At 40.1% G+C, this 18,204-nt stretch carries 16 protein-coding genes; 7 read left to right on the top strand and 9 right to left on the bottom strand.

Features of this window, described 5'->3' with window-relative positions:
* Window positions 1–45 precede the first annotated feature (45 nt).
* Entirely contained in the window at window positions 46–378 is a 333-nt protein-coding gene (gene trxA, locus ACPZ3T_RS18725) for a thioredoxin (protein WP_490270975.1), read from the bottom strand.
* A 77-nt stretch (window positions 379–455) separates the two neighbouring features.
* Here trxA and ACPZ3T_RS18720 point away from each other — a divergent pair, with 77 nt between their 5' ends.
* Window positions 456–773, top strand: a complete 318-nt coding sequence (locus tag ACPZ3T_RS18720) for an ArsR/SmtB family transcription factor (protein WP_490270974.1) — start codon at window positions 456–458, stop codon at window positions 771–773.
* A 23-nt stretch (window positions 774–796) separates the two neighbouring features.
* On the opposite strand, the gene ACPZ3T_RS18715 is transcribed toward ACPZ3T_RS18720, so the two are convergent.
* Window positions 797–1,339 carry a hypothetical protein gene (locus ACPZ3T_RS18715; protein WP_490270973.1) on the bottom strand — a complete coding sequence of 181 codons (543 nt, stop codon included), beginning with the start codon at window positions 1,337–1,339 and terminating at the stop codon, window positions 797–799.
* A gap of 205 nt (window positions 1,340–1,544) precedes the next feature.
* Window positions 1,545–2,894 carry a helix-hairpin-helix domain-containing protein gene (locus tag ACPZ3T_RS18710; protein WP_490270972.1) on the bottom strand — a complete coding sequence of 450 codons (1,350 nt, stop codon included), beginning with the start codon at window positions 2,892–2,894 and terminating at the stop codon, window positions 1,545–1,547.
* Between the two features lie 180 nt (window positions 2,895–3,074).
* Between ACPZ3T_RS18710 and gatA the strand changes: the two genes are divergently transcribed.
* Window positions 3,075–4,547: an Asp-tRNA(Asn)/Glu-tRNA(Gln) amidotransferase subunit GatA gene (gene gatA / locus ACPZ3T_RS18705; protein ID WP_490270971.1), complete on the top strand. Its 1,473-nt coding sequence runs from the start codon at window positions 3,075–3,077 to the stop codon at window positions 4,545–4,547.
* A gap of 116 nt (window positions 4,548–4,663) precedes the next feature.
* Here gatA and ACPZ3T_RS18700 read toward each other — a convergent pair whose 3' ends face one another.
* Window positions 4,664–5,497: a helix-turn-helix domain-containing protein gene (locus ACPZ3T_RS18700; protein WP_490270970.1), complete on the bottom strand. Its 834-nt coding sequence runs from the start codon at window positions 5,495–5,497 to the stop codon at window positions 4,664–4,666.
* A 201-nt stretch (window positions 5,498–5,698) separates the two neighbouring features.
* Between ACPZ3T_RS18700 and ACPZ3T_RS18695 the strand changes: the two genes are divergently transcribed.
* Both ACPZ3T_RS18695 and ACPZ3T_RS18690 read left to right on the top strand, forming a co-directional pair.
* A complete protein-coding gene (locus tag ACPZ3T_RS18695) occupies window positions 5,699–6,598 on the top strand; it encodes an alpha/beta hydrolase (RefSeq protein ID WP_490270969.1) in 900 nt (299 codons plus the stop codon).
* 351 nt (window positions 6,599–6,949) lie between these two features.
* Window positions 6,950–7,354 (top strand): phosphomannose isomerase type II C-terminal cupin domain, encoded by a 405-nt coding sequence (locus ACPZ3T_RS18690; protein WP_490270968.1) that lies wholly within the window; start codon window positions 6,950–6,952, stop codon window positions 7,352–7,354.
* Window positions 7,355–7,490: 136 nt separating this feature from the next.
* On the opposite strand, the gene ACPZ3T_RS18685 is transcribed toward ACPZ3T_RS18690, so the two are convergent.
* The 3 genes from ACPZ3T_RS18685 to ACPZ3T_RS18675 form a co-directional block, all read right to left on the bottom strand.
* Window positions 7,491–8,906 carry a cation:proton antiporter gene (locus ACPZ3T_RS18685; RefSeq protein WP_490270967.1) on the bottom strand — a complete coding sequence of 472 codons (1,416 nt, stop codon included), beginning with the start codon at window positions 8,904–8,906 and terminating at the stop codon, window positions 7,491–7,493.
* Window positions 8,907–9,087: 181 nt separating this feature from the next.
* Window positions 9,088–10,764, bottom strand: coding sequence for a bicarbonate transporter BicA (gene bicA, locus ACPZ3T_RS18680; RefSeq protein WP_490270966.1), 1,677 nt, complete (start codon window positions 10,762–10,764; stop codon window positions 9,088–9,090).
* 1,199 nt (window positions 10,765–11,963) lie between these two features.
* Entirely contained in the window at window positions 11,964–12,239 is a 276-nt protein-coding gene (locus ACPZ3T_RS18675) for a hypothetical protein (protein WP_490277272.1), read from the bottom strand.
* A 460-nt stretch (window positions 12,240–12,699) separates the two neighbouring features.
* Here ACPZ3T_RS18675 and ACPZ3T_RS18670 point away from each other — a divergent pair, with 460 nt between their 5' ends.
* Window positions 12,700–13,581 carry a hypothetical protein gene (locus tag ACPZ3T_RS18670; RefSeq protein ID WP_490270965.1) on the top strand — a complete coding sequence of 294 codons (882 nt, stop codon included), beginning with the start codon at window positions 12,700–12,702 and terminating at the stop codon, window positions 13,579–13,581.
* Here ACPZ3T_RS18670 and ACPZ3T_RS18665 read toward each other — a convergent pair.
* Complete coding sequence (locus tag ACPZ3T_RS18665; protein ID WP_490270964.1) at window positions 13,568–13,756, bottom strand: hypothetical protein; 189 nt, start codon at window positions 13,754–13,756, stop codon at window positions 13,568–13,570. The two genes, ACPZ3T_RS18670 and ACPZ3T_RS18665, sit on opposite strands and share 14 nt — an antisense overlap.
* Entirely contained in the window at window positions 13,753–16,629 is a 2,877-nt protein-coding gene (locus tag ACPZ3T_RS18660; protein WP_490270963.1) for a glycerol-3-phosphate acyltransferase, read from the bottom strand. Before ACPZ3T_RS18660 ends, ACPZ3T_RS18665 begins: the two co-directional genes overlap by 4 nt.
* A gap of 688 nt (window positions 16,630–17,317) precedes the next feature.
* On the opposite strand from ACPZ3T_RS18660, the gene ACPZ3T_RS18655 reads away from it, so the two are divergent.
* The gene (locus ACPZ3T_RS18655) at window positions 17,318–17,581 is read left to right on the top strand and encodes a hypothetical protein (protein ID WP_490270962.1); all 264 of its coding nucleotides are present in this window, start codon (window positions 17,318–17,320) and stop codon (window positions 17,579–17,581) included.
* Window positions 17,578–18,006 carry a type II toxin-antitoxin system VapC family toxin gene (locus ACPZ3T_RS18650; RefSeq protein WP_490270961.1) on the top strand — a complete coding sequence of 143 codons (429 nt, stop codon included), beginning with the start codon at window positions 17,578–17,580 and terminating at the stop codon, window positions 18,004–18,006. Before ACPZ3T_RS18655 ends, ACPZ3T_RS18650 begins: the two co-directional genes overlap by 4 nt.
* The last annotated feature ends 198 nt before the right edge of the window (window positions 18,007–18,204 follow it).

Genomic DNA, 18,204 nt, shown 5'->3' with positions numbered 1-18,204 from the left:
ACTGTTGACTTTTGATGTCACCTGTCACCTATTACCTATTACCTATTACTCTTGTTGAATGTGCTGGGTTAAGGTCTTAATTAAACTAGTTTTAGCCACAGCCCCGACGACTATATCAACTTGTCGCCCTCCCTTAAATACCATCAGAGTAGGAATGCTACGGATTCCGTAATGACTGGCAACTGTGGGATTTTGATCTGTGTTCAACTTTACCACTTTTACCTGTTCTACGTATTCACTAGCAATTTCATCAACCACTGGGGCTACCATCCGACAAGGGCCACACCAAGGGGCCCAAAAATCCACTAAGACTGGAATTTCACTGTCCAGCACCTCTTGTTTAAAGGTGGCTTCTGTAACATTGATGACGGATGACATAGTTTCTTTATTTAATTCTATTATTCGATATTATCGAATAAACAAAATATATGCCAATTTAAGAGATAATGCAAGTTATGAAATTTTTATATCATCCAGACCGAAAAGATATTACTTTAGCCGGAGTGTTGTACGCCTTGGGAGATCCTGTCCGGTTAGAGGTCGTGCGCTTGCTAGCCAGCGAAGGTGAGCAATGTTGTGGAGACTTTGATTTTGCGATCGCTAAGTCTACCATGTCCAATCATTTTAAGATTTTGCGGGAGTCAGGGGTTGTACTGAGTCGTAAGGAAGGAACACAACACATTAACAGATTGCGAAGAGAAGATTTAGAAGTGCTGTTTCCTGGTTTACTAGATGCAGTGTTGCGATCGGCTAAGTCGATAGTCAACACTTGAAAACTTCCTGATCACCTGCATTCTTAAAATTTATTTTTCTTATAACTTCTCCGCCATTTTTCCAGATTATCTATCGATATCGACTGAGTGACGACATTTACAGAATCACCTCGCCAATCAATCTCAGAATCTGTAGTAAAAACGCCACATTCCAAATGTTCAGGATGAATATCCCAATATTGACTAAATCGGCTTTTTAAAGTAATTACTTGTTCAAAAACTTTGTTTCTATGCTTGTTTCTGCGTTTTCTCTCAGTTGCGCCTGTCGCTTCTGTATCAATAAATTTTGTCTCAATTAAAAACAAACTGCCATGAAATGTTAAATAGACAAAATCACATTTACCTAAGTCTGTATAGTCTGCGATTGGAGACTTTTCAAACAACAATAACTCATAACAAGCTGGAAACAAAGTCCGAATATTTAAAAATAGATAAGCTTGCAAAAGTAATTCTTTATCGTAAGGAAATACAATCACCCCTTCAAAAAATTGTTTAATGTCTTCGTGCTTTTGGGGTTGAATTTTTTTGCAATAACATACAAACTTACTTAAATCATTAGCGATCATTAAGTTTTAGCTCCTTCCCCTACCTCTTGCCGAAGTTGTCATGGCATAAAAAAATACCATTAGCCAGAGGAAATCATCATCCGCATAACTGACTAAAAAAAAGTATTAATTTTAATGAATACTACGGTAATTTACTAGGCATCAAAGGCTGAGGACTGAGGAGTAGCTATCAGAAAGTAAATCTACCTGGTTCTAGTTGTCTTGTTCAACTACCAGTTAGGGGTCTTAGATGTGCGGGAAATCTGGCATTTTGTAGTGCTTGAACGGTAATTCGGGCATCTTGTACACAAAATTGCCATCCTAAACGGACTAATTTACGAGAGTTTTCAGTTTGTATAATTCCTATCACTGGCATTTTTGATTTCTCTTTATCGCCTGACTGTTCCTGTAAAATTGTTTTCAACCTGTGTAATTCTTCAATATTGCTGACTTGTTGGGGATTTAATTCCACCATGACCATTTGTACTGTCTCTACGGGTTCTGCATCTTCAACTATTAATTGCACTTGTTCATCTCGACGGTCAAGTTTTCCCCAAATGATTAATCTGGCATCAACTTGTAAGAGGAAACTAATGCGTTCATAGGTTTTGGGAAACACCACAGCTTCAGTTTGGGATGTTAAATCTTCTATTTGTAAAATAGCCATTGGATCACCTTTTTTGGTCATCACTTTTTTGACTCCATTGAGCATAATCACTACACAGAGTTTTGTGTCTTCTCTTTGTTCACCAAGTTGGGAAAGGTTAATAGGAGTTAAAAGTGGTGCAACTTGTCTTAAGGATTTCAAAGGATGATCAGAAACGTAAAAACCCAATAATTCTTTTTCCATCCGCAGTTTTTCTTGGGGTGGATAGTCATTTACAGGTTTAGCTTTAGGGGCAGTTTCAAAGGCATTATTAGTTTTTTGCTCATTGGTTGCAGAAAATCCACCTAATAAATCAAATAGATTTCCTTGACCTGATGCTCTATCTCTAGCACGGGATTGCGCCCATTCGTAGACTAATTCTAAATCTTGAATTAATTGCTGACGATTTGATTCAATTTTGTCAAAAGCTCCACAGTAAATCAATGATTCTAAAGTCCGACGGTTGACAGTGCGAAGATCAACGCGATCGCAAAAATCAGCCAAGGATTTAAATACACTACCTTCATTACGTGCTTCTAGAATAGCAGCGATCGCATTCTGCCCGACATTTCGCACCGCCGAAAACCCAAATAAAATCTTTCCCCCCACTGGCGTAAAATCCACCCCAGAACGATTAATATCTGGTGGTTCTATTTGAATATTCATACTCATACAGGTGGAAATATATTTCTGCACCTTGTCTGTGTCACTACTATTAGCTGTCAGTAGTGCAGCCATATATTCCAGTGGGTAATTAGCTTTCAGATATGCAGTTTGATAAGTTACATATCCATAGGCTGTTGAGTGTGATTTATTGAAACAATTAGAGGCTATGCAGCCATTTTTAATCACAAAATTGTGATCACGCTCAACGCCTATATCGTAGACATTTTCTGTACCAATGTACCTGCGAGTAACAATTTTAACCATAGTTGGGATTGGGGACTGGGGACTAGGGACTGGGGAATAGAGATGATTATAAGTTATTTCACCAATGCCCCATGCCCCATGCCCAATACCCCATTCCCAATGCCCAATGCCCAATTCCCAGTACCCACAAACCATCAATATGTACTAAAATCAATCACTTGAGTCACTAAGAGAGCAATCATGGCATCCATCCGCGAGTTGCACGAACAACTAATTAAAAAAGAACGTTCTGCGGTTGAAATCACCCAAGAAGCTTTAAACCGCATTCAAGCTTTAGAACCGAAATTACACAGTTTCTTACACATAACCGCAGAAACAGCTTTACAACAGGCTAGTGCCGTGGATGCCAAAATTGCTGCGGGGGAAGAAATTGGGTTACTGGCGGGCATTCCCATTGGTGTGAAAGACAATATGTGTACTAAAGGGATTCCCACTACTTGCGGTTCTAGGATTTTAGAGAATTTTGTCCCGCCTTATGAATCAACGGTGTCACAAAAATTAATTGATGCTGGGGCTGTCATTGTAGGCAAAACCAACTTAGATGAGTTTGCAATGGGTAGTTCCACAGAGAACTCTGCCTATCAAGTCACAGCTAACCCTTGGGATGTGTCTAGAGTGCCTGGAGGTTCTTCTGGAGGTTCAGCCGCAGCCGTAGCCGCCAGTGAATGTGTTGTAGCACTAGGTTCTGATACGGGGGGTTCAATTCGCCAACCGGCATCTTTTTGTGGTGTAGTGGGACTAAAGCCGACTTACGGGTTGATTTCCCGTTATGGTTTAGTGGCTTATGCCTCATCATTGGATCAAATCGGCCCCTTTGGACGCTCAGTAGAAGATACTGCGATATTATTAAATGCGATCGCAGGCTATGATCCCAAAGATTCCACCAGTCTGAAAGTCGAAATTCCTGATTACGCCGCCAGTTTAAAACCAGACTTAAAAGCTAGAAGCAAATTAAGAGTTGGGATCATCAAAGAAACCTTTGGCGAAGGTTTAGATGCTGTTGTGGAAAAAGCTGTCACCAAAGCCATTGAAAAACTACAAAGCTTAGGCGCAGAAATTCATGTCATTTCCTGTCCTAACTTCCGGTATGGCTTACCTAGTTATTACATTATCGCCCCGTCAGAAGCATCAGCCAACCTAGCCCGATATGATGGTGTGAAATATGGCTGGCGTGCGCCGGATGCTGATAATCTCCTGTCAATGTATAAAACTACCCGTGCTACTGGATTTGGTGCAGAAGTCAAACGCCGCATCATGATTGGTACATATGCCCTTTCAGCTGGTTATTATGATGCCTACTACCTGAAAGCCCAAAAAGTCCGCACCCTGATTAAACAGGACTTTGAGCGAGCCTTTGAAACCGTTGATGTTTTAATAACTCCCACTGCACCCACCACAGCATTTAAAGCCGGGGAAAAAACTACTGATCCTTTGAGTATGTATTTAAATGACCTAATGACTATTCCTGTCAACCTAGCCGGTTTACCAGGTATTAGTATTCCCTGTGGTTTTGATGAACAAGGACTACCCATCGGCTTGCAACTAATTGGCAAAGTTCTACGAGAAGACCAACTACTTCAAATAGCTTATGCTTATGAGCAAGCAACTACTTGGCATTTACGTCAGCCAGAAATTTCAATGCGCTTAATTTAAATAGGATACGTCAGTATGAATCAATTCAAAATTAAATGAGTAATGAGTAATAAGTAATGAGTAAATACCTATTACTTATTACTTGTTACTTGTTACTTAAAGAACACAAAAAATGACTATTGAGCATTAACCTCAGCCTCATATGTTACTTGTTTAACTTCACCTTGTCCGCCTAAAAGTTGTGCAGGCTGATTATTTACACCCACCAACACAGCCCCAGCGTTGCCAGAACGGACTGTCAACTGTTGTTGAGCTACCCAAGTTCTGCGTTCTCCCTTGGTAAGATTACCTACAAACTCTGTCTTACCATCTGCTGTGATTTGTAACCATGATTCCCCTTGCAATTCTAAGGTGACTCTCACCTGGGAGTTATCTGTGGTGTTAGATAAAGTTGGGAATGCTGTACTTATAGAGGATGGCGTGGTGGTTGGTGATGCCTCTGGGGATAGAGGATTTTGTTGATTAGCTTGACTTTCATCTTTGGGTAAAGATGTGACTTCATCGGCTGATGAGTTTTTTTTATTTGCCGAAGATTGGGCTATTAGTCTAGGATTAAGTAGATAAATTAGGCCAGTGCAAGCAACACCTAATAACAAAATATAGGGTACAACAAGAGGTATGCGAATTTTAGGCTTTTTGTCTGCATTTGCTGGCTCATGTTTGGCATCTATCTGAGATTTTGGAGGTGAAGCATTGACTGTAAAAGAATTAGCTATAGCTGTACCATCTAATCCCACAATATCTGCATAACGACGGATGAATCCTTGTACATAAACTGGTTCTGGCAAGTCTTCAAAGTATGCTGCGTCTAGAGCTTTTAAGAATGATAATCTAATATGTGTTTTAGCAGCTACTTCTTCTATACGTATAGATTTTTCTTCTCTTGCTTGTCGTAAATATCTACTTATTTCCAGCAATTGTTCTTTTTGTGTCTCATTTAATAGCGTCACGGGATGCTCCTAGTTGTAGCTAATGTTTATTATTCATTAGTGAGACTACTTAATCAAAGTAAATATTATTACTATTCCATGAAATAAGGGAGTTTTGCGAGGATTTTAATTCTAATTAGAAATTCTAATTGGAAAATATTAACCTTTTTTGGTTATTAGAAAATTATTGTCTTTATCAATCTTTGTTAAATGCTCACAATTATGTCCATCATCATCAACAAATTACCACTAGTGTTACAAATGTGTTTCAAATTGCTACCTTTAGTAACAACAGTGGTAGCGATCGCATATGTGACAATGTGTATATTGCTCTCACGGCAACAAACTCGTTTAATATTTTTTCCCTCCAGCGTCATTGATGTGACACCAGAGTATTTTAATATGCCCTACGAAGATATTTGGTTGCCTGTGACGGGAAAGTCTGGAGAGATAGAAAGTTTACACGGTTGGTGGATGAGTCCTAAACACGGCAATAACAAAGTGTTACTTTATTTACACGGCAATGCGAAGAATATTAGTGCTAATGTAGGTCATGCCCATAGATTTTATCAACTAGGATTTTCAGTATTACTCATTGATTACCGAGGTTACGGGCGTAGCAAAGGTTCGTTTCCCAGTGAAATGAATGTTTATCAAGATGCTGAAACTGCCTGGAATTATTTAGTACAACAGAGGCAAATTCCCCCTGATCAGATTTTTATCTATGGTCATTCTTTAGGGGGTGCGATAGCGATTGATTTAGCTTTAAAACAACCAAAAGCTGGAGGACTAATTGTAGAGGGAACTTTTACTTCTGTGCGGGATGTTATAAATTATCGCCATACTTTTCGGTTATTTCCGATAAATTTACTTTTAACACAAAGATTTGAATCTATTCAAAAAATCTCCCAATTGCAAATGCCAATTTTATTCATTCATGGCACTGCTGATTCTACAATACCTGCGTTTATGAGTCAGAAATTGTATGCTCTTGCGCCTGAGCCTAAAAAGATAATTTTAGTTCAAGGGGGAGAACATAACAACTCAGCAGAAGTTGCAGGGTTACAATATTTACGGTGGGTTGAAGAGTTTATCCAAAGGTCAATGGTTAATAGTCATTAGATCAATCATAGCTTCCTGATGGCGATAGATTGAATTTACTCATGCTCATTAACGTTTATAGCGACTTATCAATCCAAGTCTTTCACTACACCCCACACCTACAAAAGCCACACCCAGCCTACACAAAGAACTTTGTCATCTACTTAATTTAATTTTTGCCAGTCCCCGGAACATAAAAAATCATAACTAGTTAATAATTCGATACAATTTATAATCTCAGGGTAGGTGACAACAATTTTTCCATATGGATAATGTTGGCATAGCATTTTTTGGTACTTGCTCTAAGTTTTCTCTGGTTTGAGTTAGGTTTGCTGAAAACAGTAATATTCTTTTAGCTTAAAGATTTTAGTTATGACTCAGAATGAAGATAATACTCAAGTAAATGGCAACGAGTCTTCCTCTCATTCAGGCGCGCGTTACTGGGGTAATGTAGAGGTCATCGAAGAGGGAGAAACCTATAGAATTAGTCGGATTGAAATTAAGCCCAGACATAGTATTAAACCACAAATCCATTATCACCGCAATGAACACTGGGTTGTAGTCTCTGGTGTGGCTAAGGTGACTTGTGGAGAAGAAGAAGTCTTACTAAACCGTAACCAATCAACTTATGTACCAGCAGCAACCTTACATAAAGTTGAAAACCCAGGATCGATTCCCCTAGTTATTCTGGAAATTCAAAATGGTGAATATTTGGGCGAGGATGATACGGAACGTCCCTATGATTTAAATTTGGTTAAGGCTGTGGCTGAGAAGTAGAACAAATTGGGCATTGGATGGAAACTCCCACGGCTGCAAGCCGTGGGATTCTTGGTTCTTCCACTAATCATGCCAGAGGTGGGTCTGTCCGCAAGCTTTTTGCTCGATTACAGAAGTCTTATTCAGCAAGCCCTAATTAACTTAATAAATCGGCTTTTTCTAAATTCTCTGGAGAATCAGCAGATTTTTTGAAGGCCAACCGTAGCAAAGGTGGTGCTAAGAAGGTAGTTAAAATCACCATAATTACAATTGCTGCTTGCAGAGGTTTATCTAAAGTACCACTAGCTGCACCAATACCAGCAAAGACTAGACCAACTTCACCACGGGGAATCATACCTACACCAACGGCTAAACGGTTGATGCCAGGCTGACCAAAGATAGACCAACCAGTGACAACTTTACCAATAATTGCCACCACAATTAAAAAGGCTGCAATTATTAATCCTTCTCGATTTTCAGGCAGTACAGGATTCAGCACACCCAAGTCTACTTTAGCTCCGACTGTCACAAAGAAAACAGGTACAAGAATATCAGCAATGGGTTTAACCTGCTCGTCTAATTCCTTGCGTTTGTCGGTTTCATCTAAAACTAAACCTGCTGCAAATGCACCTAAGATAGCTTCTAAGTGAATCGCATTACCCAAGAATGCCATAAAGAATGCAAATATAAAGGCTGGAATCACTAAATTCCCGCGTGTTTGTAATTTATCGGCAATGGCTACAAAGCTTTGATTGAAAAATTTACCCAGTAAAATCGAGCCAATGAGAAAAACAGTGGCACTGACAATCAAATAAATGACATTGAAAACATCAACTTCCCCAGTTTTCGCTAGACTAGCAACCACTGCTAAGACAATGATGCCTAAGATATCGTCAATTACTGCTGCACCAACAATAATTTGACCTTCTTTAGATTTGAGGTAGCCAATTTCTGAGAGAACTTTGGAGGTAATACCAATACTGGTAGCTGTCAAGGCTGCACCGGCGAAAATCGCAGGAATTACTGGGGCATTAAATAACCAAATCAGTCCACCTGTACCCGCCGCAAAGGGAACTGCTACCCCGACACAAGCAACAATAGTCGCTTGATAACCAACTTTTTGCAGTTCTTGTAAATCTGACTCCAAACCAATTTCAAACAACAGAATAATCACACCCAATTCAGCCAGAATGGAAATTGCTTCACTCTGACTGTTAAAAATCGCTGTCGCTGCATCTGGGGTGAGGTTGTTAATAAATTGCAGCACAGTCATAATCATGGAGTCACCAGCTACTGCACCGGTTTCAGGAAATACGACCAAATGTAATGCAGAAGCACCCACCACTACACCACCAACTAATTCCCCTAAAACTGGAGGTAAGTCCATCATCCTAGACAACTCACCGCCAATTTTACTAGCCAGATAAATGACTACTAAAGTGAGTAATACACCAGTTAGGATAATGGGAGCATTTTCGGCATTAGTTTCTGTTGTCAACAACAAAGGTGGTGATGCAGAGATTAAGGGTATCAAAGAAGTCATCGAATTAAGGATTGGTTCTATGAAAATCATCTTTATCTATCGTGGTGGGATCAATTATTCATCGATTTGATTGCAAATAATTGGACAGGTTTGTGCCTGTCCAAATTAGTTGTATCTTTTGCTTGAGTTTAGCGTGATTTGATCAGCTGGGTTAAGGAAGTAAGGGATAAGCTACTATTTGACCCAGGGAAGGGGTAAGGGTTTACAGCTTTTAGTAGACACTAGTAGTAGTGTCTGTTTTCACTAAAGCAACAGCTTGTTTTAGGGCTTCTACACGGTCTACAAACATATAGTGGGGCGGTACAAATCTAGAAACACCAAAATTTTCTAAGCGGCGTTTGACTTTGCCTGTTGCACCGACTATGAGAACGTGACGACCTTGTTCAGCAGCGTCTTTGATGGCGTTTTCAATGGCTAAAGAGGCAGTTACACCCAACATAGGTACATCGCTAAGATCCACAATTAACACATCGGAGTCTGCCATTGCTGAATGTTCACGAGCGATCGCTTTGGAAACTCCAAAAATCATCGGCCCACTCAAGTAAAATAGCAGAATGCGTCCCTCGGCTTGATCGAGCAACTGCTTCTCTTCATCATTCAAAATGATCGCATCGTCAGCATCAGTAATAGTTTTCACTTCTTGAGCTTGTAATTGAGAAAGACGCTCAATAGTCAAGATGTTGGCAATAAAAACTCCAATACCTACGGCTACAATCAAGTCTACAAACACGGTGAGGAATAACACACCGTACATGATCAGTGTACCTTTCCAAGAAACCTTGTGAGCGCGTTGGAGGAAACTCCAGTCTAGAATGTCAATCCCGACTTTTAAAGCAATACCAGCCAACACCGCCATTGGGATGCTTTCGGTAAGATTTGCTGCCCACAAAACTACAACTAACAAAACTAAGGCACGAGTTAAACCAGATACAGCAGTTCTGGCACCAGTTTGGATATTAACTACTGTTCCCATTGTCGCACCAGCACCAGGTAGCCCACCACACAAACCAGATACTAAGTTACCAATGCCTTGACCAATTAATTCTTTGTCAGATTTATGTTCGGTGCGGGTTAAACTATCTGCAATCACTGCCGTTAGTAGGGTGTCAATACAACCCAACATCCCCAACATTGCACCATCAATCATCATGGTTGTGATTTGTGATGCAGTGAAAGTAGGCAGTTGCAATTCTGGTAATCCCATCGGGATTTCACCGATGCGTCTAATTTCGACATTGCCGAAAAAGACCAGAGACACTACAGTCCCAACAATTAACGCGACTAACTGGGGTGGTACAACACGCTTAATTTTAGATGGCATCAAGAAAATAATTGCCAACGTCAGCACACCCAAAGCAGTTTCGGCAGGGTTAATTTTTGTCAATAAATCGGGTAAATTCTGCACTATCCCCAATACCCCACCTTTAGGGTTGGGTTGCCCAACAAAGGGGGCGATTTGCAAAATAACCAGAATTACCCCAATCCCTGACATGAAGCCAGAAATGACGCTGTAGGGCATGAGGGTAATATATTTACCCAGTTTAAATATGCCAAACAGAATTTGAAATAAACCCGCTAGCATGACTACAGTAAAAGCCATCGCTAAACCGGTTTTTTCATCACCACCAGCCGCCGCAATCATCGAACTAACAACGGCAGTCATAACTACAGTCATCGGGCCTGTAGGTTCAGAAATTAGGGTGGGTGTACCACCAAATAGTGCGGCAAAAAAACCGACACAAACAGCACCATAAAGACCAGATGCTGGCCCCGCACCAGAGGCAGCAGCAAAAGCCAAAGCTAACGGGAGAGAGACAATTGCAGCAGTTACACCGCCGAATATATCCCCTCGCAGGTTTCTAAAATTAATTGTATTGGTCAAGGACATTTTGGGTTCCTAAAACAAGCAAAGTTTGGATGGTTAAGAAAATTTTGAGCAGCCTTTAGTAAATTTTTGATTTCATAGTGATGAAATGTTTAGACAAAAAAACTGCGTTTTCTTGTCTGGGAAACGACAGGTACAAAAAAAGCTATATAGACCTCTTACATTATCTGTAAGTTTTGCTTATAGCTAAATTAATTTTTGATGAAAATAGCTTACAAGGTTTCGAGACAATATTGTTAATTTAGTTCCTGAATTATTAAAATAAAATTAAATCATAAGCATCAAGAAAAACTTATACATCTTAATAACACTTAATTTTGAGGAGTAATCGTATTATTTCAGCCGTAAACTGGCAGGGTAAGATAAGCAAGTTTGTATGTATAGGTAATTTTTCGTTATATCTTGAAGTTGTTACCTTAATAATGTAGACAAAGAGAGGTTTTGGCAATTTGGCAACCTGATTTTTACCAGAGCAGTTTTAATAGACATATCAACAGGGATAGCGAATATAGTGAGACATCGATACAAGGCAGGGATCAATCCTAGTCTCCATATTCCTAGCCCATTGCCAGTTGTTGACCAAGGGTTCGATAATGGCTTTACATAGTTGAAACGGTAAAGTTAAGCCCTAGTTTATCGCTTCACACAACTGGCTATCAATCAGAAACAACAAAATATATGTAAGCATTAATAACTGCTTAAACACCTTGGAGAGTGGAGAGTTGAGAGTTGTCGGTTGATACCAATTCTCTAAAATTGAGTAACAGCCCAACTCTAAAACCTTTAGAAATAAGAAATACTTATTTTTGAATTTTAAATTTTAAATTTTGTACGCCTTTGGCATTCCCAAATGATATTTTTAATTGATACGACGGGTGATAGTTGACAGAATTGTCAGCCTATGTGTTTAGGGTTTTACCTAGAAAAGCTACGTTAAACCAATTCGCAATTCGCAATGGACTTCTCTCCGTTCGTGGAGCGTTTCGTAGACAAACGCTAACCCGTAGCTTGGTTTCCTGGAGGGGTACATCCCGCTACGCTTTAATCACAGCTATAAATCCCTAGATTTTTTTTAATACAAAAATTTTTTAGGAAGATACCGCAGGGAATTTTAAATTTTGCATTAATTTATCACCCCAGTTGCTTGGAACAACTGGGGTGATAAATGATGAGAAAAATAGCAGATGGTTAGAGGAGATGTTTTATGATTGCCAAGGTGAGGGAATTGGTGTTGTAGAAATGACTTTATTTGCCATTAACTTGATAGCGGTTCTACCACAACTAGGACAAGGTACATCTAGAGTTTGTGATGACACCCCTTCTACTTCACTTAATAAACCTTGTTTACAGTGCCAACACTCAAAAATGATGCGATGCACTGGCTGATTACAGTCCAGGATTTTAACGTGTTGAAAATTTTTGATTTCGTTGTCTTGGTGTCTTGGTTTGTAGGGCTTCTTAATTTCTCTGACTTCCATCATTTTACCTGTGTAACTCTCTGAGCAATCTGTCCGTGACTTCAGTGATGAGTTGTTTACTGAAAATCAGGACTAGGAGGATCATGCCAAAATTAAAAGTAAAAAGACATAAAACTGATTATGTTTTCAGCTTTTTACTTATTCTCGATAGTAACTTTATTTTTGCTCTGCTGTATTAAGTAATTAATATTTTTATATTTATATTGTGCTAACTCTACCTTAATTTTATCAGAGTTAAGAATTATCGATCATCTGCCAAAAAATCAGGCGTAGTCATTTACTTTGATTTTTATAAGTCTAGGCTGGCGTAGGTATACTTGATTGTGTAGTTAGGGATTGGGGAGTAGCAAGTAAAGAATAATTACAGGTAAAACTAAATACCTATTTGGAAATCTTGGCTGGCATTGGGTAGATTAAGGTATAAAATTCACAAACTACCTTAAATACAATAGCTAAACTTATGGTTAATTTCCCAGAGATATTGAGATTTATTCAAAACATAGAAACTGACAACCTTGGTCAATCTACTTATGAGATAGCCAATAAGCTACGTGGCTATACCAAACCACAATACACAACGAAGTTATGGACTGTAGCAACAGGGTATAACCAAAAATATATTGAGGGAGAGTTTGCAGGGAAACTCAATCAGGAATTAGTCTTAAGTGGTGAGAAGATTGATTTTGCTCACTTCATTGCTTCCCTGTCAGACCAAATTAATCAGCAGGGAATACGTAAGTCTGATTTAACTAGTTGGACAGGGGATCATACTTCATGGGCAGGGGATATTGGTTCAGCGATTGTGTTTTATCGCTCTCAATCTGCAAATACTGGGAAAATTACTTTAGATGAAGCACTCAAAAGACTTGCAAGTGATCTTGATTATACGGCGAATATTGCGGCTTATGTGATTGGGAATAGGTTAAATTGCGATCGCAAAGCCACTATTTCCCAAGCAATTGTCCAGTATAATACTACGGAATATGCAGTCCATGTTCAAACATTTCTCACCAAACGCCTTGGCGCAAAGATTTTAGGTAATAAACTAGAGAATCCTGAAACCGTAGAAGCTGAGATTCGCCGGACTGTATCTACATATATTCAATTGTCTGGTGTGGCAACTGATGTTTATAAATCTGTAAAAAACTTAGTCAAGTTACAACCACAATTAGCACCAGAAAACAACAATGTCCCCAATGCTACTGATTTACTGACTGGTTCTTTACATTTTTTAACTCACCTAGTTAAATTTGGTGGTTTAGATAATCTGCATTTTCAGCCATACAAAGTTCCTGGGGTGTTTTGGCTAGGGAAAGTCGATTATTTTGTTAGTACTCAATAGGTATGGGGCATTGGGCATGGGGCATTGGGCATTGGGCATTGGGGTAAATATTTTTACCTTGTCTACCTTGTCTACCTTGTCTCCCCTGCTCCCTGCTCCCTGCTCCCTGCTCCCTGCTCCCTGCTCCCTGCTCCCTACTCCCTGCTCCCTGCCCCCTGCTCCCTGCCTCTTTCAACTCGGTCTTAAATCGTTAGATAGTTCCACGATACCCCTAGAACCGTCAATCCTAACTCGTTGGTCGTCTTGTAAAATCCAAGTAGCACCTTTAACATCCATGACTGCGGGAATCCCGTATTCACGGGCGACGATCGCACCGTGGGAAAGTCTGCCACCAGCTTCAGCAATTAAGCCTCCCGCCCTGACTAATAAAGGGGCCCAGCCAGAGTCTGTATAAGGTACTACTAGGATTGTGTCTTTGTCTATCTCTGGGAGGTTTTGTAAATTTCGCACTACCTTAATTTTCCCTTCGGCTTGTCCGTGGCTAGCGGGAATGCCTTGTAAAATTTGGTCTGAGTAAACACCAACGGCGGTGATGGGATGGGGTGGGATATCACCGTAGACGACGAGGGGGATTTGTTCAATTTGGCTATCTTGGTAGAATTGCGATCGCCTAAATTGGATCATGGAGTTTAAGTGTTGCAACAATTCGGCGTTAGCATCGGTGGCTAATAACTTCACTTCCTCTAATTCCAAAAAGAAGATATCCCCTGGTTGTTTGAGCCAGCCAGCGTCTAAACAAATTCGTTCTAAAGCCAAGAAATTCCACCTTAATAGGGCTAATAACCGAGAATATACCTCTGTAACTCGTCCTTTAATATCTATCCGCTTCTGTACTATTCCCCGTTTGCGTTTACTGGGTTCTAAATTAACTTTTTCGGGTTCACTCAATTGAATTAACTGCACAAATAATTGCTTGATGGGTTGGGGTTCTTCCTTCCAGGTGGGAATGGCGATATTTGTACCCACATCACTTAAATAACCGTAATCTTCTAATAATTCATCCAATTCATAGAGAACTTTTTCACCTTCTGGGGTTTGCGCCAATGAATCAAATACTTGCTCTGGTTCACATTCGATTAATATCTGTTTGGCATCGGCGGCTAGGGTTCTCAGGGAACGCATGGCGGCTACTTCTGGGGTGACGCTGTTATCAATTTGCTCGTCTTTTACCTTAAATATTCCCTGTCTGATGGCGGCACTTAAGGGGGCTAAAATGCTGTAGTAAGTACCAATACGCAGTAATTCTAGGTTAAAATCTATTCTTTCTAAGATTTGCGCCGCTTCTAATTCTTCGGTGCTTTCATTGGCTAATCTTGACAAACCAGGAATGAAGACTTTTTGGTAGTCCCGTTTAAAGTCCTTTTCTAAATTTAATTCTTGCTGGAGTAGTTTCCATAACCCTGGCAGATTTTTCAAGGTAGACTGCAAGGGTGGTTTGGTCATTTTTGCGCCCCTGGTGAGAAATTCTAGGCTTTCTGGTGGTAATCCCATCCTTAAGAAAATCTCTCCTAGGAGGGAGGCATTAAAATAAGCTCTAGAGTAATGCAGAGTTGCAGTTGCTGTAAAATCTAATCCGGTGGCGCGATCGCCTAAGACTATACTAAAAATATCTCCCCAAACTCCACAAGTCAAAGGACGATTAATCGACCAAGTGAGGGGATGAACTACACCAGGGATAACTTCAGCTGCGATTTTCCTTGTCCAAATCGGCAGTAAAGTAGTGATAGGTCTAGCTTGCAGTAACCAGAGGGTTTGACCGTCGTAACTCCATTCAATATCCTGGGGAACACCAAGGTAACGTTTTTCAATGCGGCGGGCTAAATATGCTACTTGTTTAATAATCGCTTGGGGAACTCGTCCTGTCCCTTCCAACTGTACTGAAGAAAGATTATCTGTTTCTACTACAAATGCCCGATATTGTTCTGGTGTGACTTTCCCGGAAACTACTTGTGTGGGGCTACCAGGTAAGGCTTCAATTACCACTGCATCGCCTTGCTGGGTGATAGGATCACGACTAAAAGCAACTCCTGAATAGGCACTTTGTACTTGCTGTTGAATTAGCACCGCCATTGCTGAATCTGGTAAACCGCGATCGCGCCGATACTGCACCGCAGCTGGATAATCATAAGATTCCCTGACAATGGCAATGGCTTGCTGTAATTGCTCTTTACTCGTAACGTGGAGCAATGTTTGATATTGCCCAGCCGCCGAAGCTTGTTCTGAATCTTCCCCAATGGCAGAAGAACGCACGACTAAGGGAGATAAATCAGAAGGTTGGAGGAAATTTAATAATTTTTCAGGATCATCACCGGGAACAAGTACCCAGCCTTTGGGAACTGAGTAACCCCAACGCTTAATTTGCGATAGGGTGGCGGCTTTTTGTCCTACGAGGGCGATATCTAACTCATCATCTAGAGATAGAATAACGCGATCGCCACGCAAATATTCAAAGACTGCTTGGGATTGAGCATCAACCCCTGGGGCTGGTAAGTTCAAATCATCGGGGATCTGTTTATAAATCCACGCCAATAACCCAGCGAGGGCAACAGCTGCGAAAATTTTCGGGAAATCTTCAGCATGGAGAATCACCACAAATAAGGGAAACACAACTAAAACTCCATACTTCACCAAAATTCTCGACTGCAACAGGGTAAAGGTGATAATTGCTAGTAACCCAATAAATAACGATAACAGGGGATCATGTACCAGCAACCCCCAAACCACGTTGGTTGTCCCTGCGCCTCGCCCCACCAAGTATCTACCAAATACTAAGGTAATTAACGCCAGCAGTTCCCAAAATGATCCCTCTGGGAAAAAAGCACGAGCTAGAAAAATAGCAGCTATACCTTTAAGGGCTTCTGACAAAACAGCCAAAACCCCAGCTATTGTTCCACCGTGATAGAAAGCGGCGGAGACACTGATATTTTTCGTTCCAATTTGAGCCAATCGTCTCCTTTTCAGTGCGTAAGTAATCCAAGCGATTACAGGTAACGCACCCAACAAGGGACAGACGATTAAAATAGCCAAAGCACCCCAAAGTTCTCTCATTATGGATTTTGGATTTTAGATTTACTTGCACCTAAAATCTCAAATCTAAAATTTTAGAGCTTTTCCGCAATATTTTGCTAATTTTTAGGGCGCACAGCTAATTTTTCTTAGAGGACACTGGCGTGTAACCAACGTCCTCCTAGGCTGCTATCGGCTCAATTAAGAGCGTAAGCAGACTGTAACGCCCAAATAATCAGGACAGCGATCGATCCCAATAGTAACACAGTAGAGATGGTGACTACTTTGGGGGTATCTGCCCCGTCAAATTTCATAATTCCTCGATTTAAGTCGGACATAGCTTTGTAGTTCTCCCTTTATTACAGTGCTAATTTGTCCGTTTTGATTTTAGTCTTTCTCTATGCAGATGGGACGATCTTATAGATAATATTTTGTTTAAGCTTTGCAAAGTTTCTCACATTCAGTAAATTACAAAGTTCTCTTTTTAGGCAGGGTATGCGGTAATACCAATTCTCCAAAATAAACCTACACATAGACGGCAGGGGGCAGGGAGCAGGGGGCAGGGAGCAGGGGGCAGGGGGCAGGGGAAGAATGATCTGTAGCCGGGATTTAGAGAAATGGTATAAGAGCCGCAAGTATCGCATCTGTGCGGATATTACAGTTGAAGCAAGCGATAGGAAATTTTGCTAAAACTGATTACAATCAAAGAAAATATTAGGAATCTAAATCTATGAATATTCAGCTAGTTGAATCCTTAGTCAATGCCATCAAAGCTTTGTCTATTGAAGAACGAGAGTTATTAAACCAAAAATTAACACATCAATCTAATTGGCAAAACTTACGACCAAGAATTTTAGCTAATGCTCAAGCTATCCAGCAACGGCGTAGTAGTCAACCCTTGCAACCAGATATTGACCTAATTATTCATCAAATGCGAGAAGAACGCGACCAACAATTGATAGCAGATTTGTTTCCTGGTGAAGAACAATTATGACAGGACAAATTATTTGTGTAGATGCTAGTTTTGTAGTTAAATTAATCAACAATCACTCAGAAACATCGTCCTATCTAACATTGTGGGATAACTGGGAACAAAACCAAATCCAGATTATTGCTCCTACTCTTTTATGTTACGAAGTTACAAATGTATTTCATAGAATGCAACTAGCCAAACAATTATTGAATACAGAAGCCCAAGAATCTCTCAATAATGCGCTAAATTTACCCATTGAATTTTACAGCGATCAACAACTTCATCAAGAAGCTTGGAACATTTCCCAACAATTTCACCTCCCAGCTACTTATGATGCTCATTATTTAGCATTAGCTCAAAGATTTCAGGCAGATTTTTACACAGGTGATAAACGCCTGTTTAATACGATTCATTCTTTTTTGCCTTGGATTCATTTAGTTGAATAAGACTTCCAGCCGACCAGAGATCATCGCCATTACCACTAGGTGAATCAAGGGGAGGAATTTGTTCGGCATTTTATTCATGTATGACTTAATTCTTTATTTCCTGAGTCAATTACGCGAATGGTGAAATAAAAGTTTGTGATTATTTTGCTATTTAAATTTATACAAATATTCTTTCTGCAATTAATTACTACTTTCTAG

The sequence above is a fragment of the Aliinostoc maniaoense genome (assembly GCF_058172895.1).
The sequence above is the reverse complement of the archived record's forward strand: the minus strand, read 5'-3'. Positions and strand labels throughout refer to the sequence as shown.

Bases quoted from the DNA above. Each gene is read 5' to 3' on its own strand.
- ACPZ3T_RS18660 (WP_490270963.1), bottom strand. From the start codon at position 16,629: ATGAGAGAACTTTGGGGTGCTTTGGCTATTTTAATCGTCTGTCCCTTG.
- trxA (WP_490270975.1), bottom strand. From the start codon at position 378: ATGTCATCCGTCATCAATGTTACAGAAGCCACCTTTAAACAAGAGGTG.
- ACPZ3T_RS18720 (WP_490270974.1), top strand. From the start codon at position 456: ATGAAATTTTTATATCATCCAGACCGAAAAGATATTACTTTAGCCGGA.
- ACPZ3T_RS18695 (WP_490270969.1), top strand. From the start codon at position 5,699: ATGTCCATCATCATCAACAAATTACCACTAGTGTTACAAATGTGTTTC.
- ACPZ3T_RS18715 (WP_490270973.1), bottom strand. From the start codon at position 1,339: ATGATCGCTAATGATTTAAGTAAGTTTGTATGTTATTGCAAAAAAATT.
- ACPZ3T_RS18690 (WP_490270968.1), top strand. From the start codon at position 6,950: ATGACTCAGAATGAAGATAATACTCAAGTAAATGGCAACGAGTCTTCC.
- ACPZ3T_RS18675 (WP_490277272.1), bottom strand. From the start codon at position 12,239: ATGGAAGTCAGAGAAATTAAGAAGCCCTACAAACCAAGACACCAAGAC.
- ACPZ3T_RS18685 (WP_490270967.1), bottom strand. From the start codon at position 8,906: ATGATTTTCATAGAACCAATCCTTAATTCGATGACTTCTTTGATACCC.
- ACPZ3T_RS18655 (WP_490270962.1), top strand. From the start codon at position 17,318: ATGAATATTCAGCTAGTTGAATCCTTAGTCAATGCCATCAAAGCTTTG.
- bicA (WP_490270966.1), bottom strand. From the start codon at position 10,764: ATGTCCTTGACCAATACAATTAATTTTAGAAACCTGCGAGGGGATATA.
- ACPZ3T_RS18650 (WP_490270961.1), top strand. From the start codon at position 17,578: ATGACAGGACAAATTATTTGTGTAGATGCTAGTTTTGTAGTTAAATTA.
- gatA (WP_490270971.1), top strand. From the start codon at position 3,075: ATGGCATCCATCCGCGAGTTGCACGAACAACTAATTAAAAAAGAACGT.
- ACPZ3T_RS18710 (WP_490270972.1), bottom strand. From the start codon at position 2,894: ATGGTTAAAATTGTTACTCGCAGGTACATTGGTACAGAAAATGTCTAC.
- ACPZ3T_RS18670 (WP_490270965.1), top strand. From the start codon at position 12,700: ATGGTTAATTTCCCAGAGATATTGAGATTTATTCAAAACATAGAAACT.